This window comes from Ruegeria sp. CDSB136, assembly GCF_059610965.1.
This window is the reverse complement of sequence record NZ_JBXWOP010000022.1, coordinates 74,563-95,621: the sequence shown is the minus strand read 5'-3', so window position 1 is coordinate 95,621 and position 21,059 is coordinate 74,563. Positions and strand designations below refer to the sequence as shown.

Annotated in this window: 17 protein-coding genes; 11 read left to right on the top strand and 6 right to left on the bottom strand. The window is 57.7% G+C overall.

Features of this window, described 5'->3' with window-relative positions; all coding sequences use genetic code 11:
- Positions 1–533: VPLPA-CTERM sorting domain-containing protein (locus AC2FIR_RS20685; protein ID WP_496763007.1), on the top strand; the 533-nt coding region annotated here is incomplete at its 5' end.
- 65 nt (positions 534–598) lie between these two features.
- Here AC2FIR_RS20685 and AC2FIR_RS20680 read toward each other — a convergent pair.
- From AC2FIR_RS20680 to AC2FIR_RS20665, 4 genes are all read right to left on the bottom strand, one after another.
- Positions 599–1,468, bottom strand: coding sequence for a glycosyltransferase family 2 protein (locus AC2FIR_RS20680; protein WP_170817358.1), 870 nt, complete (start codon positions 1,466–1,468; stop codon positions 599–601).
- Entirely contained in the window at positions 1,449–2,276 is an 828-nt protein-coding gene (locus tag AC2FIR_RS20675; RefSeq protein ID WP_170617034.1) for a CpsD/CapB family tyrosine-protein kinase, read from the bottom strand. Before AC2FIR_RS20675 ends, AC2FIR_RS20680 begins: the two co-directional genes overlap by 20 nt.
- Before the next feature lie 31 nt (positions 2,277–2,307).
- On the bottom strand, positions 2,308–3,777 hold the full coding sequence (locus tag AC2FIR_RS20670) for a GumC family protein (RefSeq protein ID WP_496763001.1): 1,470 nt from the start codon (positions 3,775–3,777) through the stop codon (positions 2,308–2,310).
- 73 nt (positions 3,778–3,850) lie between these two features.
- Positions 3,851–4,627, bottom strand: a complete 777-nt coding sequence (locus tag AC2FIR_RS20665) for an ExeA family protein (protein ID WP_480442077.1) — start codon at positions 4,625–4,627, stop codon at positions 3,851–3,853.
- A gap of 747 nt (positions 4,628–5,374) precedes the next feature.
- Here AC2FIR_RS20665 and AC2FIR_RS20660 point away from each other — a divergent pair.
- From AC2FIR_RS20660 to xrtD, 5 genes are all read left to right on the top strand, one after another.
- Complete coding sequence (locus AC2FIR_RS20660; protein WP_496716808.1) at positions 5,375–6,064, top strand: sugar transferase; 690 nt, start codon at positions 5,375–5,377, stop codon at positions 6,062–6,064.
- 67 nt (positions 6,065–6,131) lie between these two features.
- Positions 6,132–8,591, top strand: coding sequence for a tetratricopeptide repeat protein (locus AC2FIR_RS20655; protein WP_496762997.1), 2,460 nt, complete (start codon positions 6,132–6,134; stop codon positions 8,589–8,591).
- A 112-nt stretch (positions 8,592–8,703) separates the two neighbouring features.
- Positions 8,704–9,318: a polysaccharide biosynthesis/export family protein gene (locus tag AC2FIR_RS20650; RefSeq protein ID WP_170682281.1), complete on the top strand. Its 615-nt coding sequence runs from the start codon at positions 8,704–8,706 to the stop codon at positions 9,316–9,318.
- Between the two features lie 12 nt (positions 9,319–9,330).
- Entirely contained in the window at positions 9,331–10,908 is a 1,578-nt protein-coding gene (locus AC2FIR_RS20645) for a hypothetical protein (RefSeq protein WP_496716806.1), read from the top strand.
- A gap of 128 nt (positions 10,909–11,036) precedes the next feature.
- The gene (xrtD, locus tag AC2FIR_RS20640; protein ID WP_496716805.1) at positions 11,037–12,659 is read left to right on the top strand and encodes a VPLPA-CTERM-specific exosortase XrtD; all 1,623 of its coding nucleotides are present in this window, start codon (positions 11,037–11,039) and stop codon (positions 12,657–12,659) included.
- A 256-nt stretch (positions 12,660–12,915) separates the two neighbouring features.
- Here the strand turns inward: xrtD and AC2FIR_RS20635 are convergent, their stop codons facing one another.
- Both AC2FIR_RS20635 and AC2FIR_RS20630 read right to left on the bottom strand, forming a co-directional pair.
- Entirely contained in the window at positions 12,916–14,166 is a 1,251-nt protein-coding gene (locus AC2FIR_RS20635; RefSeq protein WP_496747158.1) for a glycosyltransferase family 4 protein, read from the bottom strand.
- A complete protein-coding gene (locus tag AC2FIR_RS20630; RefSeq protein ID WP_170619788.1) occupies positions 14,159–15,421 on the bottom strand; it encodes a nucleotide sugar dehydrogenase in 1,263 nt (420 codons plus the stop codon). The genes AC2FIR_RS20635 and AC2FIR_RS20630 overlap by 8 nt, the downstream gene beginning before the upstream one ends.
- A gap of 293 nt (positions 15,422–15,714) precedes the next feature.
- On the opposite strand from AC2FIR_RS20630, the gene AC2FIR_RS20625 reads away from it, so the two are divergent.
- The 5 genes from AC2FIR_RS20625 to AC2FIR_RS20605 are packed head-to-tail and all read left to right on the top strand — an operon-like array spanning position 15,715 to position 21,050.
- Positions 15,715–17,304: an oligosaccharide flippase family protein gene (locus AC2FIR_RS20625; RefSeq protein WP_496747160.1), complete on the top strand. Its 1,590-nt coding sequence runs from the start codon at positions 15,715–15,717 to the stop codon at positions 17,302–17,304.
- Positions 17,305–17,336: 32 nt separating this feature from the next.
- On the top strand, positions 17,337–18,389 hold the full coding sequence (locus tag AC2FIR_RS20620; protein WP_496716803.1) for a glycosyltransferase family 2 protein: 1,053 nt from the start codon (positions 17,337–17,339) through the stop codon (positions 18,387–18,389).
- Positions 18,386–19,330, top strand: a complete 945-nt coding sequence (locus AC2FIR_RS20615; RefSeq protein ID WP_496716802.1) for a sulfotransferase — start codon at positions 18,386–18,388, stop codon at positions 19,328–19,330. The genes AC2FIR_RS20620 and AC2FIR_RS20615 overlap by 4 nt, the downstream gene beginning before the upstream one ends.
- Positions 19,330–20,373 (top strand): lipid II:glycine glycyltransferase FemX, encoded by a 1,044-nt coding sequence (locus AC2FIR_RS20610; RefSeq protein WP_496716801.1) that lies wholly within the window; start codon positions 19,330–19,332, stop codon positions 20,371–20,373. The genes AC2FIR_RS20615 and AC2FIR_RS20610 overlap by 1 nt, the downstream gene beginning before the upstream one ends.
- The gene (locus AC2FIR_RS20605; RefSeq protein WP_496716800.1) at positions 20,370–21,050 is read left to right on the top strand and encodes a polysaccharide deacetylase family protein; all 681 of its coding nucleotides are present in this window, start codon (positions 20,370–20,372) and stop codon (positions 21,048–21,050) included. The genes AC2FIR_RS20610 and AC2FIR_RS20605 overlap by 4 nt, the downstream gene beginning before the upstream one ends.
- Positions 21,051–21,059: the final 9 nt, after the last annotated feature.

Below are 21,059 nucleotides of genomic sequence, written 5' to 3'. Positions count from 1 at the left end.
TGCTTAAATCTTTGAAAATGATGGCTGCGGGACTGATCGCAGCTGTAATGATGGCCGGATCAGCCAGCGCGCTGACAGTGGTGTCAGCTGGTAACAGCTACGACATTACGTCCGATCAACTCTTTATCGGCACTGTCGCGTCCAGTGGCGGCCCCGGTATGTACTCGGTGACCTTCACATCGCCGATCGATCCGTTGAAAGGGATCGCAAACGCCTCGGTGACGGTCAATGTTCTGGGTACATTTACCGGCCTGACGATGAGCTGGGTCGACGCAGCAAACCCTGCCAACGTTCTGGCGACAACATCGATCCTGGGTGGCGTGCAGACAACGCTTAGCACACTCTTCAGCAGCGTGAGCCCGAGCTCTCTGAGCCAGAACCTGGTTTTCAGCTGGGCGAATTCGCAGACGGCAAATGGCGGCCCGATCACGTTTGACTTTGACGTGGCCGCAGTTCCGCTGCCGGCCGGTGGTCTGCTGCTGTTGACCGCACTTGGTGGTCTGGCGCTGACACGCCGTCGCAAGACAGCCTGAATAAGGTAAACGACTTGACCTTATGGGAAGGGGCCGCAGCGCGGTCCCTTTTCTCTTTGGTCTGTTCAGATGTTGCCGCCTGCGGCCTGACGCAGCATCCAGAGCATCCGCTGGCATCTGAGGCGGAACAACGTGGATATTGCCCGCAAAACCTCACCAGATGACGCCAGCTTGTCGCTGGACAGGACTTTCGGCGTATGCGCGACCGCACTGGCGGGCATGGCCAGTCCGCGAAGCGCCCATCGCAGACGCGCACCAGCCCCCGTTCCGTTCAGCTGATAAGCCTCTTGCGTTGTCCGGCGCCATTTCGCCCTGAGCGCAGGCCAGTTCTGCCGGGACGGGTGACTGACCTGAAACCTGTCTTCGTAGATCAGGCTGTAACCGCGGGCGACCGCACGCATGGTCCATTCCCGGTCTTCCGACACGCCATTGATGAACCCGCCGATTGCGTCGAACACGTCGCGCCGGGTCAGTAGGTTCCCCGCGCCGGAAAATCCCTGAACTTCGATATACCGGCGAAAGTTGAAGGCAAACACTGCCTCAAACGCCTCGGCGCCATTGCGCGGCGGCGGGGTTTCGTCAAAGACATCGACCCGGCCGCCAATCAGATCAGCCCGGTCGGCGATCTGACGTCCCACCGCCAGCCAGTCCGGCGCGGGAACACAGTCGGCATCGATGAAAAACAGCCGTGACGCGGTGGTCTCGGCCACACCACGATTTCGGGCATGGGCCGCGCCTTTTTGCGGCTCCACCACAAAGCGCACCTCGGGAAAGGCCTGCTGCATGTCATTCAGTGAAACGGGGGACGCATTGTCGACGACAATAATTTCTGTCCCCGTCAGATCATTCTCTCTGAGGGCCTGAAGGCATCTCTCCAGCCTAGGCAGATCGTTGTAATGGGGGATAATGACCGCGTCAGTAGCTGCCGTACTCATTGCCGAATGCCCCGCTGATATACCGGCATTTGTTCAACACGATCCCCATGACTTTCGTCAGCTCCGCCAGTTGCTGCTCGGCAACATCGATGTGGTCGATGCTGGTCTCTTCGGCAGCCGCCAAAAGCAAGGCGCAATCGACATTTCTCAGGAACCCGTGGCTGTCATCGCTTGCCATCAGCGGCGGCGTATCGAACAACATGATATCGGGCTGGTATTCCGCCTCGATCTGCTCCAGCGTTTCGATCATTCGCTTGCTTTGCAGGATTTCCGCCGGGTTGTTTGTCGGCGTGTAGTTCAGGCCAAAAATCACGTTTTCCCCGTGGCGCAGAGCATGATCGTGAAAGGACACCTTCCCCTGAATGACGTCCGCCATGCTGTGATTGCCGGTCTGGGCCAGGATCTCGGCCAGCCCCCGCCGCCGCATGTCAAAATCGATCACGATCGTCCGCAGATCGTCCTGCCGCCCCAGGCTGAAGGCCAGATTGGCCGCCGTCGTGCTTTTACCACATCCGCTGTAGGGCGAGGTGATGGCCACCCGGCGCCAGCCATTGGACCGGATCTGCTGCAGCATCTTGGTCCGCAGCATGTCATAAGGCGTGGCATCAGGGCCACCACGATAGGACATCAGGCGTTTCCGGGATACGGAACGTGGATCAATTCTGATCTCGGGCACGGTTAGCCAGATATTGTCTCCGCTGCTTTCATCCGGATCAGGACCATGATCTTCGTGCGGCAGCTGCGGTTGATACTGGCGGCTTTCACGTTCCTCACGGGCTTTCTGAATCGCCTGTTGAAGACGTTCCATCACGCACCCCCCAATTTAGTCAGGACAGAAATCACCAATAAACCTCCAACTTTTCGATCACCCTTTCGGTAATCAGATCCAGGGGCAGATAGTAGGTATGTACGGCCCAGACCCCTGCGGATACGCTCACCAGGATCGCCAGGATGATACTCACCCAGGTTGCCCGCTGTATCATCACTTCGCTCTTGGAGCGCACATAAGGGATGGTGGCGATCGGCCAGACATCCAGCTTGTTGATCAGATCCTCGGGCCGGCGCGCGGCCTTGTTCAGCAGCTCGAGCAGGACAACCAGCCCCAGCCCCAGCGCAATGCCGAACATTGTCCCCCCTCCCGCAATCATCAGCCGTTTGGGTTTGGTTGGCGAACTTGGCACGGCGGGATGTTCGATCACCGAAATACGCTGCCCCTGCGAGGTAACTTCGATGCGCTCACCGGTCGAGGCCGACGCCAGGCGGCTGACCGCGGAATTATACTGGGCCTGGATGTTGCTGTGGTCGCGCTGCAGCTCTGCCAGCGTGATCGCATTGGCCGGAGTCTGATCGATTGTCAGAGTCACCTTCTTAAGGTTCTCTTCGGTCACAACCCGCTGGTCTTCAAGCGTGGCAATTTGTGAATCAAGCTGAGCCAGCTGAAGGTCGAGCGTCGTATTTCCCGTCTGCTGGCCAGACGATGCGGCAGTGGTGGTCTGTTCCGCTGCAACAACCTCTTCAAGGCGGTTGATCCGGGCGCGCAATATCTTAATCTGCGGGCTGCTTTCGGAATAGATCCCCAACTGGTTGTCCAGCTGGTTGCGCAACTGGCTGAGCTGCTGCTGCGCCTGTGTCTGCGGCTGTTGCCCGACGGGGGTGATCTGACCGGTCGTGCTGTAGATTTCCAGCAGTTTTTCACGCTGATCCCGAAGCGAGAAAACCTGCTGATCGGTTTGCTGCAAATTCGTCTGCAATGATGCCTGCTGTGCCATCCGGAATTGCAGGCTTGCGGGCAGAGCACCCGAGTTTTCCTGCTGAAACTGGAGAATTCGCGCACTGCGCTTGTCGAGCTCGTCACTCAGGCGCTCGACCTCCTGTTCAAAGAATTCCAGCGTATCCGACGCCCGTTCCTTGCGGTAGGTCACGTCAAGTTTCTGGATTTCGGTCAGGTATTCGTTCAGCACCCCGGCTGCAATCTGCCCGGTTCTGCCTTCGAATGTGATGGTCATCAGGTTCGCCTGATTGCGACCGGCCACAATACGGACATCGGTTTTTGCCCGCAGCTCATCGACGATCTGATCCGGGCTGGCGTCTTCCTGATCTGCCAACACCTGGAACTTGCGTGATATGTCCAGAAGAACCGGCCGTGTAAGCAGGCGCTGTTCGACGATCTGCAGCTGCTCGAACGCCGGTGTGGTGACGGTACTGGCGGCCAGACTTCCCGGAATCTGCGGCGATTCCACGATCAGCCGCATCTGCGAGACATAAGTCGGCGGCAGGATCATCGCGACTGTGACAGAAACCGCGGACACGATCGTCGCCACAACGAGGAAATACTGAAACCGTCTCAGAAAAATAGATGAATAATAGCGAACCGGGCCCATCTCAGACTGTCAGCTCCTTCTCAAGCGAATTGCCACCAAAGAAAACACCGTCCTGGATCACCTGATTGACTACGTCTTCGCTCACCTTGTCCGTTTCATTGGTCCAGGCATAAAGCAAGGCGAAATCACAGAACTGATTCACAAGACGCGGGACGCCGCGGGTCTGTTCAAAAACGATCCTGCACGCTTCTTCCGTGAATTCCTCGCCTGACCCGCCGGCAATCTTCATCCTGTGCCTGATATAGCGCTCGACCGAGGCTTGATCCATGCGCTCCAGATGAAAACTGGCCGCCACCCGCTGTGTCAGCTGTCGCATTTTGGGGTCCAGAACCATATCGCGCAACTCGGGCTGCCCGACCAGCACAAGCTGGATCAGCTCATCCGTGTTTGCATTGATATTGGTCAGCATGCGTATCTCTTCCAGCCCTTCGACCGTCAGGTTCTGCGCCTCGTCGAAGATCAGAACCACGCGCCGCCCTTCGGCATATTCCGAGACCAGGAAGTCCTGTATCTCGCGGAACATCTGCACATAGGTCGCGTTTTCCTCGATCGGCAGTCCCAGCGCGTGCAGCACCCATTGCAGCAACTCTCCCCGGCCGCCCTGCGCATTCGAGATCAGCCCGACCGTGATGGATTGCTCCATTTCGCTGAGCAGATGCTGGACCAGCGTCGTTTTGCCGGCACCGATCTCTCCGGTCAGCACGGTAATGGGCGCACAGCTCATGACGCCGAACTGCAGGATCGAGTAGCCCCGTTTGTGCAGGGGCGACCAATACATGAATCCCGGGTCCGGAAGCAACGTGAACGGCCGCCGGTCAAGCCCAAAGAAATCTAGATAAAATCCATCGCTGGACGCCATTGCACCACGGTTGCCTTCTGCCTTGTCAAAACTAATACGGCCCCCCTGGAGAACAATCCAATACGCACTCTGAACCACCGGCAAACCTTTACGCAACACACATAATCACATGAACAAATAATACTTGGCTTTTACCCTGCCACAAAATCAAGACAGGGGGCACCACTAATACCTACTTGCCGTAAATTAACCCACCTGCTGATCCAATTCGTCACATATAGGGCGATTGTTTCCCTGAAACCCTTGAAAACCTGCTCAAAACAAACGGCGCGGCAGCCCCCTAAAAACTGATGATCTGAGCCGTTCCGCGACCTCTGATTGACCCGATTCCAGACCAAAACCCCTCAAACCTTCGCATTGTTCTGCGTTCGCGAACAAATCTTCCATTCTCTGCGCCGGATTGCAGAAAAATTCTGGCGCCGGACACCCCTTTCAGCCACTTATGATCGCGCGGCAAGGGAGCTGATGCGCGAGATTAATGTTTTGCAAGCTGACTGGAATTTGTTAACACTTGGTTGCGGGTGCCTGCCTGATGAGTGTGTGAAGGCGGAACCGCAACCGACATAAAAATATAAAGTTTTTGTATATAAGTTGAGGTCGAGCGTAGTTAGTTCCTGAGTTGTGTAGGTGGTTCTTGGGTATTCGTGTGTACTGGGGGTTTAAATAGTGACAAGTCATTCGAAAGAGGTGGCCAACGCTGGCGCGGGCTACCACAATATTACAGTTATGTCGGCCCCGACAAATAGTCCGGGGTTCTACAGAAGCACGGGCAAGCGCATTTTTGACATCGCGTTCGTGCTGCTGACCGCGCCCTTTGTCGTGCCGCTGATTCTTTTTCTCGCGATCTTCCTGGCCTGCCAGGGGGTTGCACCGTTTTACTGGCAGGAACGGGTTGGCCGGAACGGCAAGGTGTTCAGGCTGCTCAAACTGCGCACGATGGTCCACGATGCCGAAGCGGTGCTGAAAAAGCACCTCGCCAACGATCCCGCGGCGCGCGAGGAGTGGAACCGGAACCAGAAACTGCGCAATGACCCGCGCATCATCAAATTCGGCACTTTCCTGCGGAAATCATCGATGGATGAACTGCCGCAGTTCTGGAACGTGCTTATCGGCGAGATGTCCATGGTCGGCCCCCGCCCGATGATGGTGAACCAGCAGGAACTGTATCCCGGCAAACAGTATTATTCGATGCTGCCCGGCATCACGGGACAGTGGCAGGTTTCCAAGCGCAACAATTCTTCGTTCGCCGAGCGGGCCCATCACGACGCCGAATACTGGAAAAACATGTCTTTTTCCTCCGATCTTTCGATCCTGATGCGAACGGTTTCGGTCGTTCTGCGCGGCACAGGCTGTTGACACCGGGGGCTGCCCCCGAATGTAGTTGATCAGAACCCTGTATCTTTCGCCGCCGGAAGCCCGAGTCATGACCGCATCTAGTAAATCCCGCTTTCTGATCGGCAATCGTCTGGTGATTGCCTTTCTGAGCCTTTCGCTGTTCCTGAGCGCCTGCGACACAGCCGAGGAACGCGCCGAGGCGCATTTCCAGGCCGGGCTGGAGCATCTTGAAAAAGGGGATATCGACCGCGCGCGCGTCGAATTCAAGAATGTCTTCAAGCTCAACGGTCAGCACAAGGAGGCCCGCCTGACCTTTGCGCGGCTGGAGCGCGAGCAGGGCAATCTGTCTCTTGCCTATGGTCAGTATCTGCGGCTGGTGGAGCAGTATCCGGACAACCTCGAAGGGCAGCGCAGCCTAGCCGAAATTGCGCTTGAGACGGGTAACTGGGATGGTGTGCGGCGTCACGGCGCCGCGGCCGCCGCACTGGCCCCGGACGATATCGAGATCAGGTCCATCAACAATACGCTGGCCTATACGGATGCGGTCAGAAATGGCGACGCCGCAGGCCTTGAGCTTGCCGTGATCGCGGCCCAGGAGATGCTGGTCACCCACCCCGAGCTTCTGACTGCCCGGCAGGCCCTGATCGACCACCTGATCCGTCAGCGTGACTGGACCGGGGTGCTGGAACAGACAGCCGCGGCCATGGAATTTGCGCCCGAACATCCAAATCTCTATTCAACCCGGCTGCGGGCGTTTCAGGAACTGGATCAGCCCGCTGAAATCGAGGCATTGCTCAAGCAGATGGCGCAGGTCTTCCCTGACGATCAGGGAATCGAGCAGGTGCTGATTCAGCATTACATCGATCAGAACAACCTGGACGCCGCAGAACGGATGCTGCGCGCCGAAGTGGAACCACAGGCCGAAGATCACATGCCGGCCCAGAGGCTGGTCGCCTTTCTGGACCAGCACCGCGACACCGCGGCCGCAATTGCCGAACTGGACGGGATCATCGCGCAGGACGGACCCAATGCCTCGCGGTTCAAGACCGTGCGTGCGTCACTGAAATTCCGCTCGGGCAATGAAGAGGCTGCCATTGCCGACATGCGGGATCTGCTCAAGGGCGCTGAACGGACAGAACAGACTCGTGAGAACGAGATAGAGTTTGCCCGGATTCTGTTCCAGGCCGGCCAGTCCGAGGAAGCCCGGACCCTGATCGAAAAGGTCCTTTCCGAGGACGCCACCCAGGTGGATGCGATCAAGTTCAAGGCGTCCTGGCTGATTGATGAGGACAATATCGGCGATGCCATCGTGCTGTTGCGTGAAGCCCTTGGTCAGGCGCCCCGCGACCCTCAGCTGATGACGCTTCTGGCGCAGGCTCATGAGCGCAACGGCAACCGGGAACTGATGGGCGAAATGCTGGCCCTGGCGGTCGAGGTGTCCCGAAATGCACCGGAAGAGACGCTTCGCTATGCGCAGTTTCTGATCGCGGATGGCGATCTGGAAATCGCCGAACGCGTTCTGGTCGATTCCCTGCGTCAGGATACGAACCAGCCGGAACTGCTGTTCCTGCTGGGTGAGATTTACCTTGGAACACAGGACTGGGACCGTCTGGAAACGGTACAGCAGTCCATCAGCGAGCTTGATACCCCAGAAGCGCGGCGTCTGGCAAATGAGCTGAAGGCACAGAGGCTGGCTGCCCGGCAGCAGACCGATGACCTGACAGTGTTTCTGAACGAACTGGCCGAGGATCCCGAATTCGGCCTGCCCGCCGATATCGCCCTGATCCGCCTGATGCTGGTGCAGGGTGAAATCGCAGAAGCATTCGCCCGGCTTGATCAGTTACTCGAAGATGATCCTGATTCGTTACCGGTCCGGATGATCAAGGCCCATGCCCTGACCAGCAACGGAGAATATGACGAGGCCGCACAGATTTACCGTGCCGTTCTCGGGGAACGCCCCGACATTACCCGGGCATGGATTTCGCTGCATGCGCTGGAATCCGAACACGGCACCCCGGACACGGCCCAGAGCGTTCTGACCCAGGCGCTGGCCGCGCAGCCCGAAAATCCCGATCTGCTGATGCTGCAGGCAGCCGTTCATGAACGCGCCGGCGATCTGGACCAGGCCATTTCGGTTTATGAAACCCTATATCCCCTCAGCAACCAGTCTCTGGTCGTCGCCAACAATCTGGCAAGCCTGCTGACAACCCATCGCAGCGATCAGGAAAGCCTGCAACGCGCCCATATGCTGGCGCGGCGCCTTCGCGGCACCCGCAATCCCGTGTTCCAGGAAACCTACGGCTGGCTGTCCTATCGGCTGGGGAACTACGACGAAGCGCTGACCTATCTTGAACCTGCAGCACGCGCGTTTCCCGACCATCCCCTGGTGCTTTACCACCTAGGCAAGGCATATGCTGCCGTTGACCGGAAAGAAGACGCCTTGCGGGCGTATCGGGCCGCTCTGGAAACGGGGATTCCACTGGACGTTTCACCCTCGCTTGAGACTGAGATTGAGCAGATCAGCGTTACCGACAATCCGGGGCAATAGTAGCCCGCGGCAGCTTCGCTGCATTTCTGCCGCATCTCATAACCGTCGGACTCGTAAAGGATTGTTTCAGGCCCCGCGAACAGGCATAAAAGAAAAAACGAGAGATTTGAATATGCGGACAGTAATAGGACCATTGATCGCTTTCATCGCCGCCATGATTGTGGCGACCGGGGCGTGGGCGCAGGGCTCGTATCAGATCAAAGCCGGCGATGCGCTGCAGGTTGAAGTTCTTGAAGATCCCACGCTGAACCGAACCGTTCTGGTGCTGCCGGATGGTTCCATCAATTTCCCGCTTGCCGGCTCGCTTCGGGCAGCCGGTCGTTCGACCAGCGGGCTCAGCTCCTCTCTCGCATCGGCGTTGTCCTCAAATTTCAATACACCGCCAACCGTCTTCGTTTCGGTCGCGTCGCTGGCGCCCCCTCCGCTTCTGGGCGGGCTGGCCGCAACCGGACCGACCATTGATGTTTTCATCATGGGTGAAGTCAACATACCCGGCAAACATCTGGCGACCGAAGGCACAACCATTCTTCAGGTTTTGGCGCAGGCCGGCGGCCTGACAAATTTCGCGGCCCGCAAACGCATCGAATTGCGCCGGGCTGACAGTAAAACAGGCGTGATGAACAAGTATACTTATAACTACAATGGCTCGGGCAGTGGCATCCAAGGCAGTACAGTGCTCAGACCCGGAGACGTTGTTGTCGTGCCAGCACGCCGCTTGTTCGAATAGGGGCTGATACAGGTGGGGAAATCGAAATTCAGGCTGTCCACCATGCTGGGGGGCGGGACGGCCCTTATAATTTCACTTACACCAGCGGTCGGGCAACAGGCCTCAACACAACAGACAACACAGCAGACGCAGGCCTCGACGCTGCAAACGACCACGCAACAGTCGACGGTCGCTTCGACACTTGCACAGCAATCGCCCAGCCAGCAGCTTATTTCACAGCAGGCGCTGAGAAACCCCGCGCGGCAGGTTGGCCTGCCGACAGCGGGTCAACAGACTGGTACCGGATCCGGCCTGACCGTCACACTGGATTACCTGTCCTCGCTCAAGCATGACGACAACCTGCGCCTGACCGATCCGTCGCTTGGGTCCACCACTTGGTGGGAAAACACATTGGCGCTGGGGGTCCTGAACCAGACATCGGATTCAACGCTGAGATTCGATCTGTCGGGATTGTACCGGATCGCCAATGAGCCGATCATCGGAACGGAATCCAGTTTTTCGGATCCGCTCGCACGGCTGGTCTATCAGCGCACCCGCGCCAACAGCCGGCTTGGCCTGCAGGCTGAATACCGCGAGAGGGATCTGGCCTTCAACCGTTCGCTGACCGATACCAACCTGGACGGTGTCATCGATGCCTCCGACGTCATCGGTACCATCGGCGATCAGGTCAACACACGCGGGAACCTGGATTGGGAGACCGGTCTGACCGATCCCCTGGGATTCCGGTTCACCTATAATCACCGCGAACGCAGCTATTCGAACACAATCGATCCGAACCTGTTCAACAACAAATCCGACGACTACACGGCAGCGGTTCTGTTTCGGTTTTCTCCGACTTTGCAGGGGAACCTGACCCTTGATTACAGGGATTTCGTGGCTGACGATAACGTCCGGACCGACCGGCAAACAACCGTTGTATCGGTTGGTGGAACCTACAACATTTCCGCCATCACCAGTGTCAGTGCCAATATCGGCTACAGCCAGGTTGACGACACGCAACGCGCGAACGGCACAAATGACGTGACCGAAGATTACGTCTGGAGCTTTGCCTGGAACAAGATACTGCCGGACGGAAACGCAGATATTCTATTTGACCAGACATTCGGCGTGAACGGTTCGAGGATCAACGCAACCGCCGGCCGAACGTTCCGGCGCGCCGGCGGGGTATTCGGTTTCAATGCCGGCTTCACCCGGGGACCGTTTGACGAGGTGACACCGATCGGTCAGATCGACTACAGCTATCAGCTGGCCAGTTCCCGGATCGGCGCGACGCTTCAGCGCCGGGTCGGCACCAGCACGCAAAGTGTGGAAACCCGGCAGACCCTGGCTTTCCTGACCTATGACTATTTCATCAACCCGGTATCCGGCCTGTCTTTCAGCGTCAATTTCATCGATCAGGAAGACGAAGGGACGGGTTCGGCCAATCCAAGACAGCGCGGCACGTTCAATGCCTCCTATACCCGCGCGATCTCAAGGGACTGGGCGGTCAATCTGGGTTATCAATACGAGATGGACGACCAGAACGGCTTTAAGGCGACCTCGAATTCGGTCTTCCTGACACTTGGGCGGCGGTTCACCCTCAGACCCTGATTTCCTGGGCTGGGTTCGTACCGTCAACAAAGGCCCCGGCCATCACTTATTGTTTAGGCTCCGGATCAAAATCGCGGGAGCCCGGGCCGTCATGATTTCGGGGCATGTTTTATTATGCATGATAATCCATGATGCATCGTTTTGATTCGAAAGACAGCCGCGGCAATCTCCTTGAGGCGGCCCGGGGCGGACTGCCGGCCATAAGCTCTACCGGGCTGTTCTGGTTTGCCCTGTTGCTGCTTGGATCAATGCCCATCTTCTGGATCGGGATCGTCTCGCTGGGGGCTGCGTGGAGCACCCCGGAATACAGCCATGGCCCTCTGATCCCGATCATTTCGCTGTATCTGTTCCTGCGCGAATTGCGGGACATGCCGCCACCCAATCCGGTTGTTCATGACCGCTGGCCCGGTGTGCTGGTGATCGCGGCCGCACTGATCATCGCCGTTCTGGGCAATCTGGCCCGTATCCCCGATATTGTCACCTATGCCATGATCATCTGGACCGGTGGCGTCATGCTGACCGTGTTCGGCTGGCAGCGGGGCAAATATCATCAGCTGCCTGTGCTGCATCTGGTGTTCATGCTGCCCCTGCCGCAGTTCGTCTATTGGAAGCTCACGATCTTCCTGCAATGGATATCGTCCGAGCTTGGCGTCTGGTTCGTGCAGCTGGCGGGCGTTTCGGTCTTTATCGAAGGCAATATCATCGATCTGGGGGTCTACAAGCTGCAGGTGGCCGAGGCCTGTTCCGGACTGCGCTACCTGTTCCCGATCCTCAGCTTCTCTTACCTCTTTGCGCTGCTTTACCGTGGCCCGATCTGGCACAAGGTGGTTCTGCTGGTTTCCGCCGCGCCATTGACCGTGCTGATGAACTCGGTCCGCATCGGCGTGATTGGCGTTCTGGTCAATCAGCATGGCATCGAGCAGGCCGAAGGGTTCATGCATTTCTTCGAAGGCTGGATCATCTTCCTGCTGTGCGTGGCCATTCTGTTCCTGATGGCCATCGGGCTGCAGCGCCTGGCCCCGAACCCGCAGCCCTTTGCAGAGACAATCGATCTGGACACCCAGGGGCTGGGCACCGTCGCATTGCGGGTTTTGGGCATCCGCGCCTCGGTGGCACTGGCCATCGCCGCCCTGCTGACGCTTGCGGTTTCGACCGCATGGACCCTGCGGCCCGCCTCTGAGGTAAAACCGATCGAGCGGGATCCCTTTGTTCTTTATCCGCGCCAGCTGGGCGAGTGGTCCGGCTCGACCACCAGCCTTGATCCCAATGTCGAACGGACGCTGGGTGCCAGCGACTATCTCCATGCCACTTATATCGACAGCGGATCGGGTGATTTCGTGAACATGTTCGTGGCCTTCTACAACAAGCAGACCGATGGTGACGGCATCCATTCGCCCGAGGTCTGCCTGCCGGTGGGCGGCTGGGAAATCTTCAGCCTTGAACCTTATGAGATCAACCCGGGCGACACGCCTTATGGCAGCTTCACCGTCAACCGCGCGGTGATCCAGAAAGAGCTTTCAAAGCAACTGGTCTATTACTGGTTCGAACAGCGCGGCAAACGCATGGTCAACGATTTCCGCGCCAAGATGAGCGTGGTTCAGGACGGCTTTACCATGGGGCGCACCGATGGCGCGCTGGTGCGTTTTGTAACTCCGATCCTGCCCGGCGAAACCGAAGCGGCCGCGGACGCAAGGCTGCAACGGTTCATGGAACCCAGCCTGAACCGTCTGCCGCAATTCGTACCGTTTTGATTTAAGGTAAAAGGTAAAACTCAGACTAGATTTATCTAGATTGTAATCTACAAACGCTCCGGCCGTTCAAAGGCAGACATAAAAAGAGACGCTCGAGGCTCAAGCCAAATCAATCCATGGCCGAAATAATTTGTAACACAACCACCTTATCCTGTCACAATCACCAAGCTCGACTGGAAAGGCTCGGTTGTCGGAGACCTGAACTTGGATAAGGGCACCCAAGCGAAAGAGCCGCCAACAAGCTATTTTTGGGTTTTTATCCCTTCCAAATACGTTTGTAGGCCGCGATCAGCGCGGGCACCTGATGCGGCCACGCCATCTCGGATTCGACCCGGACGCGGCCATAGCCGCCCATGACGGCGCGCCGTTCATCATCCGCCAGCAATTCGGCGATCCTGTCCGCCATATCCACCGGATCGTTGGCCTTTGCATAAAGCGAAGCCTCCTGCGCCGAAAACCGCCCTTCGGTCACGTCGAACTGAACGATGGGCTTTTCGAACGCCATGTATTCGAGGATCTTGTTCATGGTGGACTTGTCGTTCATCTCGTTCACCCGGTCCGGGTTCACGCAGACATCGGCGGTCGACAGGATCTCGAACAGATCATGGTCCGGGGCCCGGCCAGTGAAGGTGACGTAGTCCGACAGGCCCATATCGACCGATTGCTGTTGCAGCTTCTCAAGGCTGGGGCCACCGCCGACAAGGCAGAACTGGATATCGTCGCGGCCCTGCACCTGCACCAGATGCGCCACGGATTCCAGCAGCAGGTCGATACCCTCCTGATCCCCCATCACACCGACATAACCCACCATATACTTCCGACCATTGCGCCAGGCGGGGTTCGGCGGCAGGTGCTGCAACCGGCTGAGGTCGGGGCCGGAACGGACGACAAAGACATCCTCGGGCGCCATGCCGCCGCGTTCGATGGCAATCTTGCGATAGCTTTCATTGGTGGCAATCGACACCCGGGCCGAGGCGAAGGTCAGCCGCTCGAACGTCTTCATCAGCTTCCAAAAGAACCCGCGCTTGTTGAACTTGGCCTCATACAGCTCGGGGTTGATGTCGTGGTGATCGAACAGATAGCGCACGCCAAACAGCTTGAAGGGCAGCGCCACCAGAAAGATCAGATCGGGCGGGTTGCAGCCATGGATGACGTGAAAGCCGCGCGTGAACTTGATCTTCAGCGCCAGCCAGCTTTCCCAGAACAGCGCCGCGCCATATTCCAGCAGATACCCCAGCGCGCCACTGGCATCCAACGGCAGCGGGTGACGATAGACCTTGACGCCCTCGTCTTCCCACACACGTTCCTCATGCCCCTTGCCGGTGGGACAGATGACCGAGACCAGCGCGCCTGCGGCGGCCAGCGTGCGCGCCTCCATCCAGACGCGGCGGTCGAAGGGCACCGGCAGGTTCTCGACCACGATCAGAACCTTCAGCCCTTTCAGAGGCTGGCTCTGGCGCAGCTCCTCGAACGAAACCGGCTGAATGGCGGGCGGGGGGCTAGTCATATTCATAGGTTCGCACCACCTCTGTATCACCCAGGTTCAGCTCGTTGATGATCCGGTTCGAGCCGATCACCAGGTCCCATGGCCCGGCCTCGGCTGTGGCGCGATCGACCAGCAGGCTGCCCACCGTCGGCAGGTGGGTAAAGGTATAGCCCAGGTTCTGACCGCGCAGATCGGCGGGCCTGATGGCGGGGTCGTAGACCGACAACTGATACCCCCCCTGCAGCAACCGGCGGGCGATGTCGACATTCGGGCTTTCACGCAGATCGTCGGTCTCGGCCTTGAAGGCCAGCCCCGCCATCAGGACCCGGCCCCCTTCGGGCAACCGTGCCATGATGTTCTGCACCTGATGGGTCTTGTGCGCCTCGTTGGTGCGCAGCAGGCTGTCGATCAGATGCGTATGCGCGCCCACCTCGCCCGCGATATGCTGCAGCGCGCGGACGTCCTTGGGCAGGCAGGACCCCCCAAACGCCCCCCCGGGCCGCGTGTAATAGGCCGAGATGTTCAGCTTGGTGTCCGAGACGAAAATCTCGTGCATGGTCTTCGCCGAAACCCCCATCTGCTGGCAGATGCGGCCAACCTCGTTGGCAAAGGCCACCTTGGTCGCGTGCCAGGTGTTGTCGACGAACTTGGTGATCTCGGCCTCTTCATAGGCGGTGTAGAAAACCGGCGCATCCAGACCTTCATGCATCTCATCCATCACGTCGGACCGGCCGCCGTCACTTGTGCCGACAACGATCTTGGGCGGGCTGAAGAAATCATCCACCGCTGACGCCTCGCGCAGGAATTCCGGGTTATAGACGATCTCGACCGCCTGCGCGGTCCGGTCGCCCAGAGTGCTGCGGAAAATCGGCTCGATCAACTGGCGGACGGTACCGGGACGGAAGGTAGAGCGATAAGCCACCGTCAGGGGCCGCGCGCGGTCGGGCGAGACGGCCCTGGCGATCTGGCGTGTCACCTCGGCCACGAAATTCATGTTGTGCGAGCCGTCGGTCGAGCTGGGCGTGCCGACACAGACGATGGCCAGATCGACATCGGACAGATCCGGCATTTCAACCACCGCGCGGATCAGGTTCCGGCCAAGCGCATCCGTCAGCAGATCGGCCACTTTGGGTTCCTTGATCGGAGGCTGCCCGGCGTTGATTTCGGAAACCTTGTCGGCATTCACATCGACGCCGACCACCTCATGCCCTTCGCGGGCCAGACAGCAGGCTGCCGTGAACCCCACATACCCCAGGCCAAAAATCGCAATCTTCATACTGTTATTACCATTTCGAAACGCAATACCCTTTGTCAAATCAGACAACTACAACACTTAGTTGGTACACTTGCACGAACCGAGTCCTATCTGAGACACTGAGGCGGAAATTCACCTTGATATGTGATGCTATTTTCTGACACGGATTGAAAATATTCGCTAGGACATCACGCAACCTTCGAACTCTAAAGAAAAAAGTATGCAATCTCTATATGAATGCGCCTTTTGTGAGTTGACTATCAGCCGGCCGACCAACTTTCCACGGCCGGGATTCTGTAATTCAAAACACTGCTTTGGAGATTGCAAAAAAGGAAACACTGACGAAAAAACCGAAGCGTTGTTCTATTTTGGGAAATATTAATCACGTGCACCAACTCCCTAATCTCGATCCAACCCCCAGCGCACTCACCCGCCGCTCTGCGCTTGCTGTGGGAGCAACGATCCTACTGGCGTCCGGTGTGTTCCGGCAAGGTTTGGGAGTTGTTACACTTGCCGTCACGGCGCGTCTTCTGACGCCCGAAGATTTTGGCATCATCGCGTATTTCCTGATCGCAACCGCACTACTGGAGATGTTTCAACGGCAAATCGGACTGGTTCTCATCCGGCTTGAAAATGTGACAATCGATCATCTGGATACGGTATTCTCATTTCAGATCATCTTCGGACTTGTTGCTGCAGCACTGTTCTGGGCCCTTCAGCCCCTTGTCGCACTTTTTGATATTCCGGCCCTGTCAGATTTGATGCCGGTCCTTTCAGCGCTTTCACTGGTTATCGCAATCAGAAGTCCCCGTTTTTTGCTGTTCGAGCGCGGCCTGCGGTTCGGTTACGTTGCTATTGAAGAAACGGTTAGCCGTACTGTCTATGCAGTTTCAGCCATCATTTTAGCTTGGCTATGGCGAGATTACTGGGCAGTTGTCGTCGCAAGCTTTGCAGGTCAGGCTGCGCGCGGGGCTTGCACGTATTTCGCGGCACCCATGGTCCCAAGGTTTTCACTTTCACGGTGGCGCGACAGCCTGTCGTTTTCATCTTGGTCAAGCGGAGCCCAATTCGCCCAGTTTCTGTCCGCCAATGCGCCACAGCTTATCATCGGCGGCACATTGGGTCTGGCGGATGCCGGTCTGTTTCGAGTGGGAACCCGGTTGGTCAATGTCGTCACGCATCAAATGTTCACGCCGCTTTTGCGTGTCATGTATCCGGGCCTTGCCGACCTGTCCCGAAATACCAACCAAAGCAGAGAAGGGTTCCGTAAGATCAATGCCGGTTTTCTGGCCATTTTGCTACCGGTCAGCGTCGGGTTTGCACTGGTCGCCGAAGATGTGATCCTGTTTGGGTTAGGGTATAAATGGATCGCCGCCGCTCAGGTCGTCTGGATCCTAGCCCCCCTATACGCACTAAATGGGTTGCAAGCTAATGTCCGCTCTGCCGTCTATGTAGAAGGTTCAACTTCAATCCTGTTTATAAGAAACTCAATTTTGCTGGTCGTCGTCTGCGTTCTGATGTGGATCGGTGTGCAATACGGCTTCACCAGCGCGCTGGTCTCGGCCGGGCTGGCCAATCTGGCAGCACTGATTGCAACCCTGATCATAGCCCAACGCTTTGGAAACGGTGGTTTCTTTGAACCGCTTACTGTCGGCTGGCGCAGCTTTTTGGCCTGCGCTATCATGGCGGCTGCAGTTCTAGCTACCGATTTCGCATTAAGGTCTGGCGTACATGTTCCTCGCCTTCTGATCATTGTCTCAACAAAAGTCCTTGTTGGAGCCGTTGTCTACACGGCGAGCCATATCGTCCTGTGGGTCATGGCCGGTCGGCCGGATGGTTTTGAAACCCTGATTTTTTCTTTAATTAGACACCTGCACCGCCAATTGCGACGGCAACAGGTGTGAACAGGCATAATTCAATGCAGGACCATGAATCATTGAAGCATATATCTGTGGATTATGTCATCGAAGATACGCCTGAAATAAATCAGGACGACTCAGAAGCGGACCCGGAATATCCGCTTGATCTGAGCGTCATCATCGTGAACTACAACACCCGCGATGTGACCTCCGAGGCAATACAATCGCTGCTGGACCATCATGGAGACCTGCGGCTGGAAGTCATCGTGGTCGACAACGCCTCAAGTGACGACAGCGTTGCGGCGCTGCGCGCGGCATTTCCGCAGGTAAGCGTCCTGGCAACCGGTAAGAATGGCGGGTATGCTTGGGGCAACAATGTTGGCATCCGGCGGTCACGGGGCCGCTATGTTCTGGTTTTTAATCCCGATGCACAAGTTTACGATGGCACATTGGAATGCGCCGTCGCCTATATGGACACCCATCCCGAAGTTGGGGTTCTGGCCGGACGTGTATTGCTGGAAAATGGCAGGCAGCAACCCACGTTGTTCCGCCAGCTCTCTCTCAGCAACGTTTTCTGGAACACGCTGATCCCGAACCGCATCATCCGTATAACCCGGCTTTTCGGAGATCAACGCTATGCTTCACTCGCGCGCGATTCCGTAATGGATGTCGATACCGTTGCAGGGTGTTTCATGATGGTCCCAAGGCATGTTATTGACGAGGTAGGCATGATGGATGACCGGTTTTTCATGTACAGTGAGGAATCGGAATGGTGCTGGCGGATCAGGCAGGCCGGTCTGAAAGTTCGCTATAACCCTGAAATCCGGCTCATGCATTACGGAGCCGTATCTACCGGAAAAGTGGCCCCGTGGAAAGCCGTCGAAATCGCCAAAGGCCATATTCTTTTTCTGCGCTTCACACGCGGGCCCTTAGTTGCCTGGATCGCAACCTTGCTGATGGCTTTAGGTGATTTGTTGCGAGCCGTCTGGTTTCTGCCGATCGGCCTGATACGGCCCGGGCATGAAAGTGCCAAGGCTTGGCGGGCACGATCTTCCTTTCTGCTCGGTGCCCTGTTCAAGCCACCGTGTGGGCAGACACCCCCGCAGCCCAACTCGGATATGGCGGTATGAAAAACCTTGCCAAAGCGATCATGCGTGGAACAGTCCATACGGCCCTCGCTCCTTTAGAGGCCAGAATGCTTGCGCAACAACCAAAGGCCCAATGGCCCCATGTATTCATACTGGGGGCGCCACGCTCAGGAACCTCACTGTTTTATGAGCTCATGGTAACCGGGTTCGATTTTTCCTATTTTTCGAATCTGGCGCACCGGTTCTACAAGACCCCTCTGGCCGCGACCCGCGTAGGCGGGCGACTGATTGCAGCACATACACCCGCCTATCAAAGCGATTACGGCCATATTTCGGGCTGGGCGGCACCGAATGAAGGCGGATGGATCTGGCAGCGATGGCTTGAAGATGGTCCTTGGACGGATGAGCGTATTCTGCCCGAGTTGCCCGCCCAAGAGATCCGGGCCACACTGGCCGGAATGGCGGCACTGGCGCATGCGCCCTTCATTAACAAGAATGTGATGCATTCCAATCGTGTGCGGCTGCTTGACGCGCTGTTTCCCGGCTGCTTGTTTCTTGAAGTACGCCGCGACGCAAGCGACACCGCCCGGTCCATTATACGGGCGCAGCGGCGCAACAAAGGACCCACGCGGGATCACAAGGATTGGTGGTCGGTCCGTCCCTCAAATGCTGGCGGCGATACCGATATCGAACGCGCCTGCAGGCAAGTGACCGGCGTGGCCCGGGACATCGAACGCGATTGCGCACATATCGGGAATGGGCGGCATTTTCGAGTCGGTTACGAGGCCCTGTGCGCCAACCCGAAACAGGTTCTGTCCGACGTGGCCCAATTCCTGATTTCGCATGGTGTCTCGGTGCTGGAGCACCCTCGCCCCCCTGTCCCCGAACGCTTTACCCTTCAGGCATCAAGGCCGCTCACTGACAAGGAAGAAACCTTTCTGGAACAGATGCTGCTACCCCGTTCAAAAACGACCGCATCCTGATGGCGGACTGCATACTCACCCTGCGCAGAGTTGCGCCCGAAGACTGGACCGAACTCTGCGCCGCGTTCGATGATCTGACCTATGAACAGTCCCTCACCTATGCGCAAGCTGCGGCCGGGCGGATAGGTGCCGATGCTGAATTCATTAGCCTGCATGACGCACAGAACACCCCGGTTGCCGCAGCCTGCCTGAGGATCAAACGGCTGCCGCTGCTAAACCGGGGGATCGCGTGGATCGCCGCCGGGCCGATGATGGTACCTGTGGACGGCGTGGCTCCCGCACCGGAATTACAACGCGCGGTTTTTGCCGCGCTGAGCAGTTACGCGCAGGATACCGGTCATATTCTGCGTTTGCGCCTACCTGCCGCAGCAGCCCATGACCCTGCCAAACTGGACCCCGTGGCGCAGGAAGCGGGCTTTCAACCAACAGAACGCTCTGCAGCCCACCGAACCGTTATTATCGACTGTGCTCAGGACGAAGACGCCCTGATGCGCGGCTTGCATGGAAAGTGGCGAAACAGCCTGCGCAAATCCCTGAAAGCCGGTCTGATGCTCGATATTGCGCCGATTGCCGAAGCCTTCGAACGGTTTCAGACGCTCTATCAAGAGGTTCAATCGGTCAAGGGCTTTCAGACGGACATTTCTCCTGAATTTTATTATGCGCTTGAAGGGCCTGATTTTCCCCACGAGGTTCTGTTTGCACAACAGGGCGGTGCCGACATTGCCGCGATGACCATTGGACGTACGGGGCGCCGTGCCGTCTATATCTTTGGTGCCACCTCACAAGCAGGTCGGCGTCCCAATGCAGGTCATTTCCTGATGTGGCAGACTATACTACGCTGCCGTGAACTGGGCTTGAAGTGGTACGATCTGAACGGTGTGGATCCCGACAGCAATCCCACCGTTGCACAATTCAAGCTGCGCACTGGCGGAAGCGATCTCATGGCTGCAGGCCCGTATGAATTCCGTCCCCCCGGCGTGACATCTGCCCTGATTAGCGCCGCGGAAACAGTGCATTCGCAGTTAAAGAAAGCACTGGGATGACAGGCTTGATCGGTATCAACTTTCACGGCATCGGGGCACCTGACCGCGATCTGGAACCCGGTGAGGCGCCTTATTGGCTGTCAGCCGACCAGTTCCAGTATGTCATCGGCCAGATCGCGGTGGCGCCCGACCCGGCCGGTTTTACAATCACTTTTGACGACAGCAATCTATCGGATCACGATATCGCCCTGCCCGCGCTGGCGGCACGTGGGCTGCAGGCGCGGTTTTTCGTGCTGACCGGGCGGATAGGACAACCCGGCTCGCTGGATGCGCCGCATTTACGCGCCCTGTCGGATGCCGGCATGACGATCGGCAGTCATGGGATCAACCATATCGCCTGGCCCGGCCTCAGCGATGCCGATCTGGAAAAGGAACTGCGCAGTTCGCGCGCCCGGCTCGAGGATATCTGCGGATATCAGATCACCGAGGCCGGCATACCCTTTGGCAGGTATGATGCGCGGGTTCTGCGAGCCTTGCGGGCGGCCGGATATACTGCGGCATGGTCCAGCGATGGCGGGTTGTTCCGGCATCAGGCTTTCCTTCGGCCACGCACCTCACTTCGTGGCGATATGACCCAGAACGACATACGGGCGATTTTAGCCGGACGGATGTCCCGACCGCAGAAGCTGCGCCGTATGATCGGAATGACCCGACGACGGTGGATGGTGACCGGTTAAGTCAGCACC

Excerpts from the sequence above, each read along its gene's own strand:
- AC2FIR_RS20680 (WP_170817358.1), bottom strand. The coding sequence starts at position 1,468 with ATGAGTACGGCAGCTACTGACGCGGTCATTATCCCCCATTACAACGAT.
- AC2FIR_RS20605 (WP_496716800.1), top strand. The coding sequence starts at position 20,370 with ATGACAGGCTTGATCGGTATCAACTTTCACGGCATCGGGGCACCTGAC.
- AC2FIR_RS20635 (WP_496747158.1), bottom strand. The coding sequence starts at position 14,166 with ATGACTAGCCCCCCGCCCGCCATTCAGCCGGTTTCGTTCGAGGAGCTG.
- AC2FIR_RS20615 (WP_496716802.1), top strand. The coding sequence starts at position 18,386 with ATGAAAAACCTTGCCAAAGCGATCATGCGTGGAACAGTCCATACGGCC.
- AC2FIR_RS20650 (WP_170682281.1), top strand. The coding sequence starts at position 8,704 with ATGCGGACAGTAATAGGACCATTGATCGCTTTCATCGCCGCCATGATT.
- AC2FIR_RS20655 (WP_496762997.1), top strand. The coding sequence starts at position 6,132 with ATGACCGCATCTAGTAAATCCCGCTTTCTGATCGGCAATCGTCTGGTG.
- AC2FIR_RS20630 (WP_170619788.1), bottom strand. The coding sequence starts at position 15,421 with ATGAAGATTGCGATTTTTGGCCTGGGGTATGTGGGGTTCACGGCAGCC.
- xrtD (WP_496716805.1), top strand. The coding sequence starts at position 11,037 with ATGATGCATCGTTTTGATTCGAAAGACAGCCGCGGCAATCTCCTTGAG.
- AC2FIR_RS20675 (WP_170617034.1), bottom strand. The coding sequence starts at position 2,276 with ATGGAACGTCTTCAACAGGCGATTCAGAAAGCCCGTGAGGAACGTGAA.
- AC2FIR_RS20610 (WP_496716801.1), top strand. The coding sequence starts at position 19,330 with ATGGCGGACTGCATACTCACCCTGCGCAGAGTTGCGCCCGAAGACTGG.
- AC2FIR_RS20665 (WP_480442077.1), bottom strand. The coding sequence starts at position 4,627 with ATGTATTGGTCGCCCCTGCACAAACGGGGCTACTCGATCCTGCAGTTC.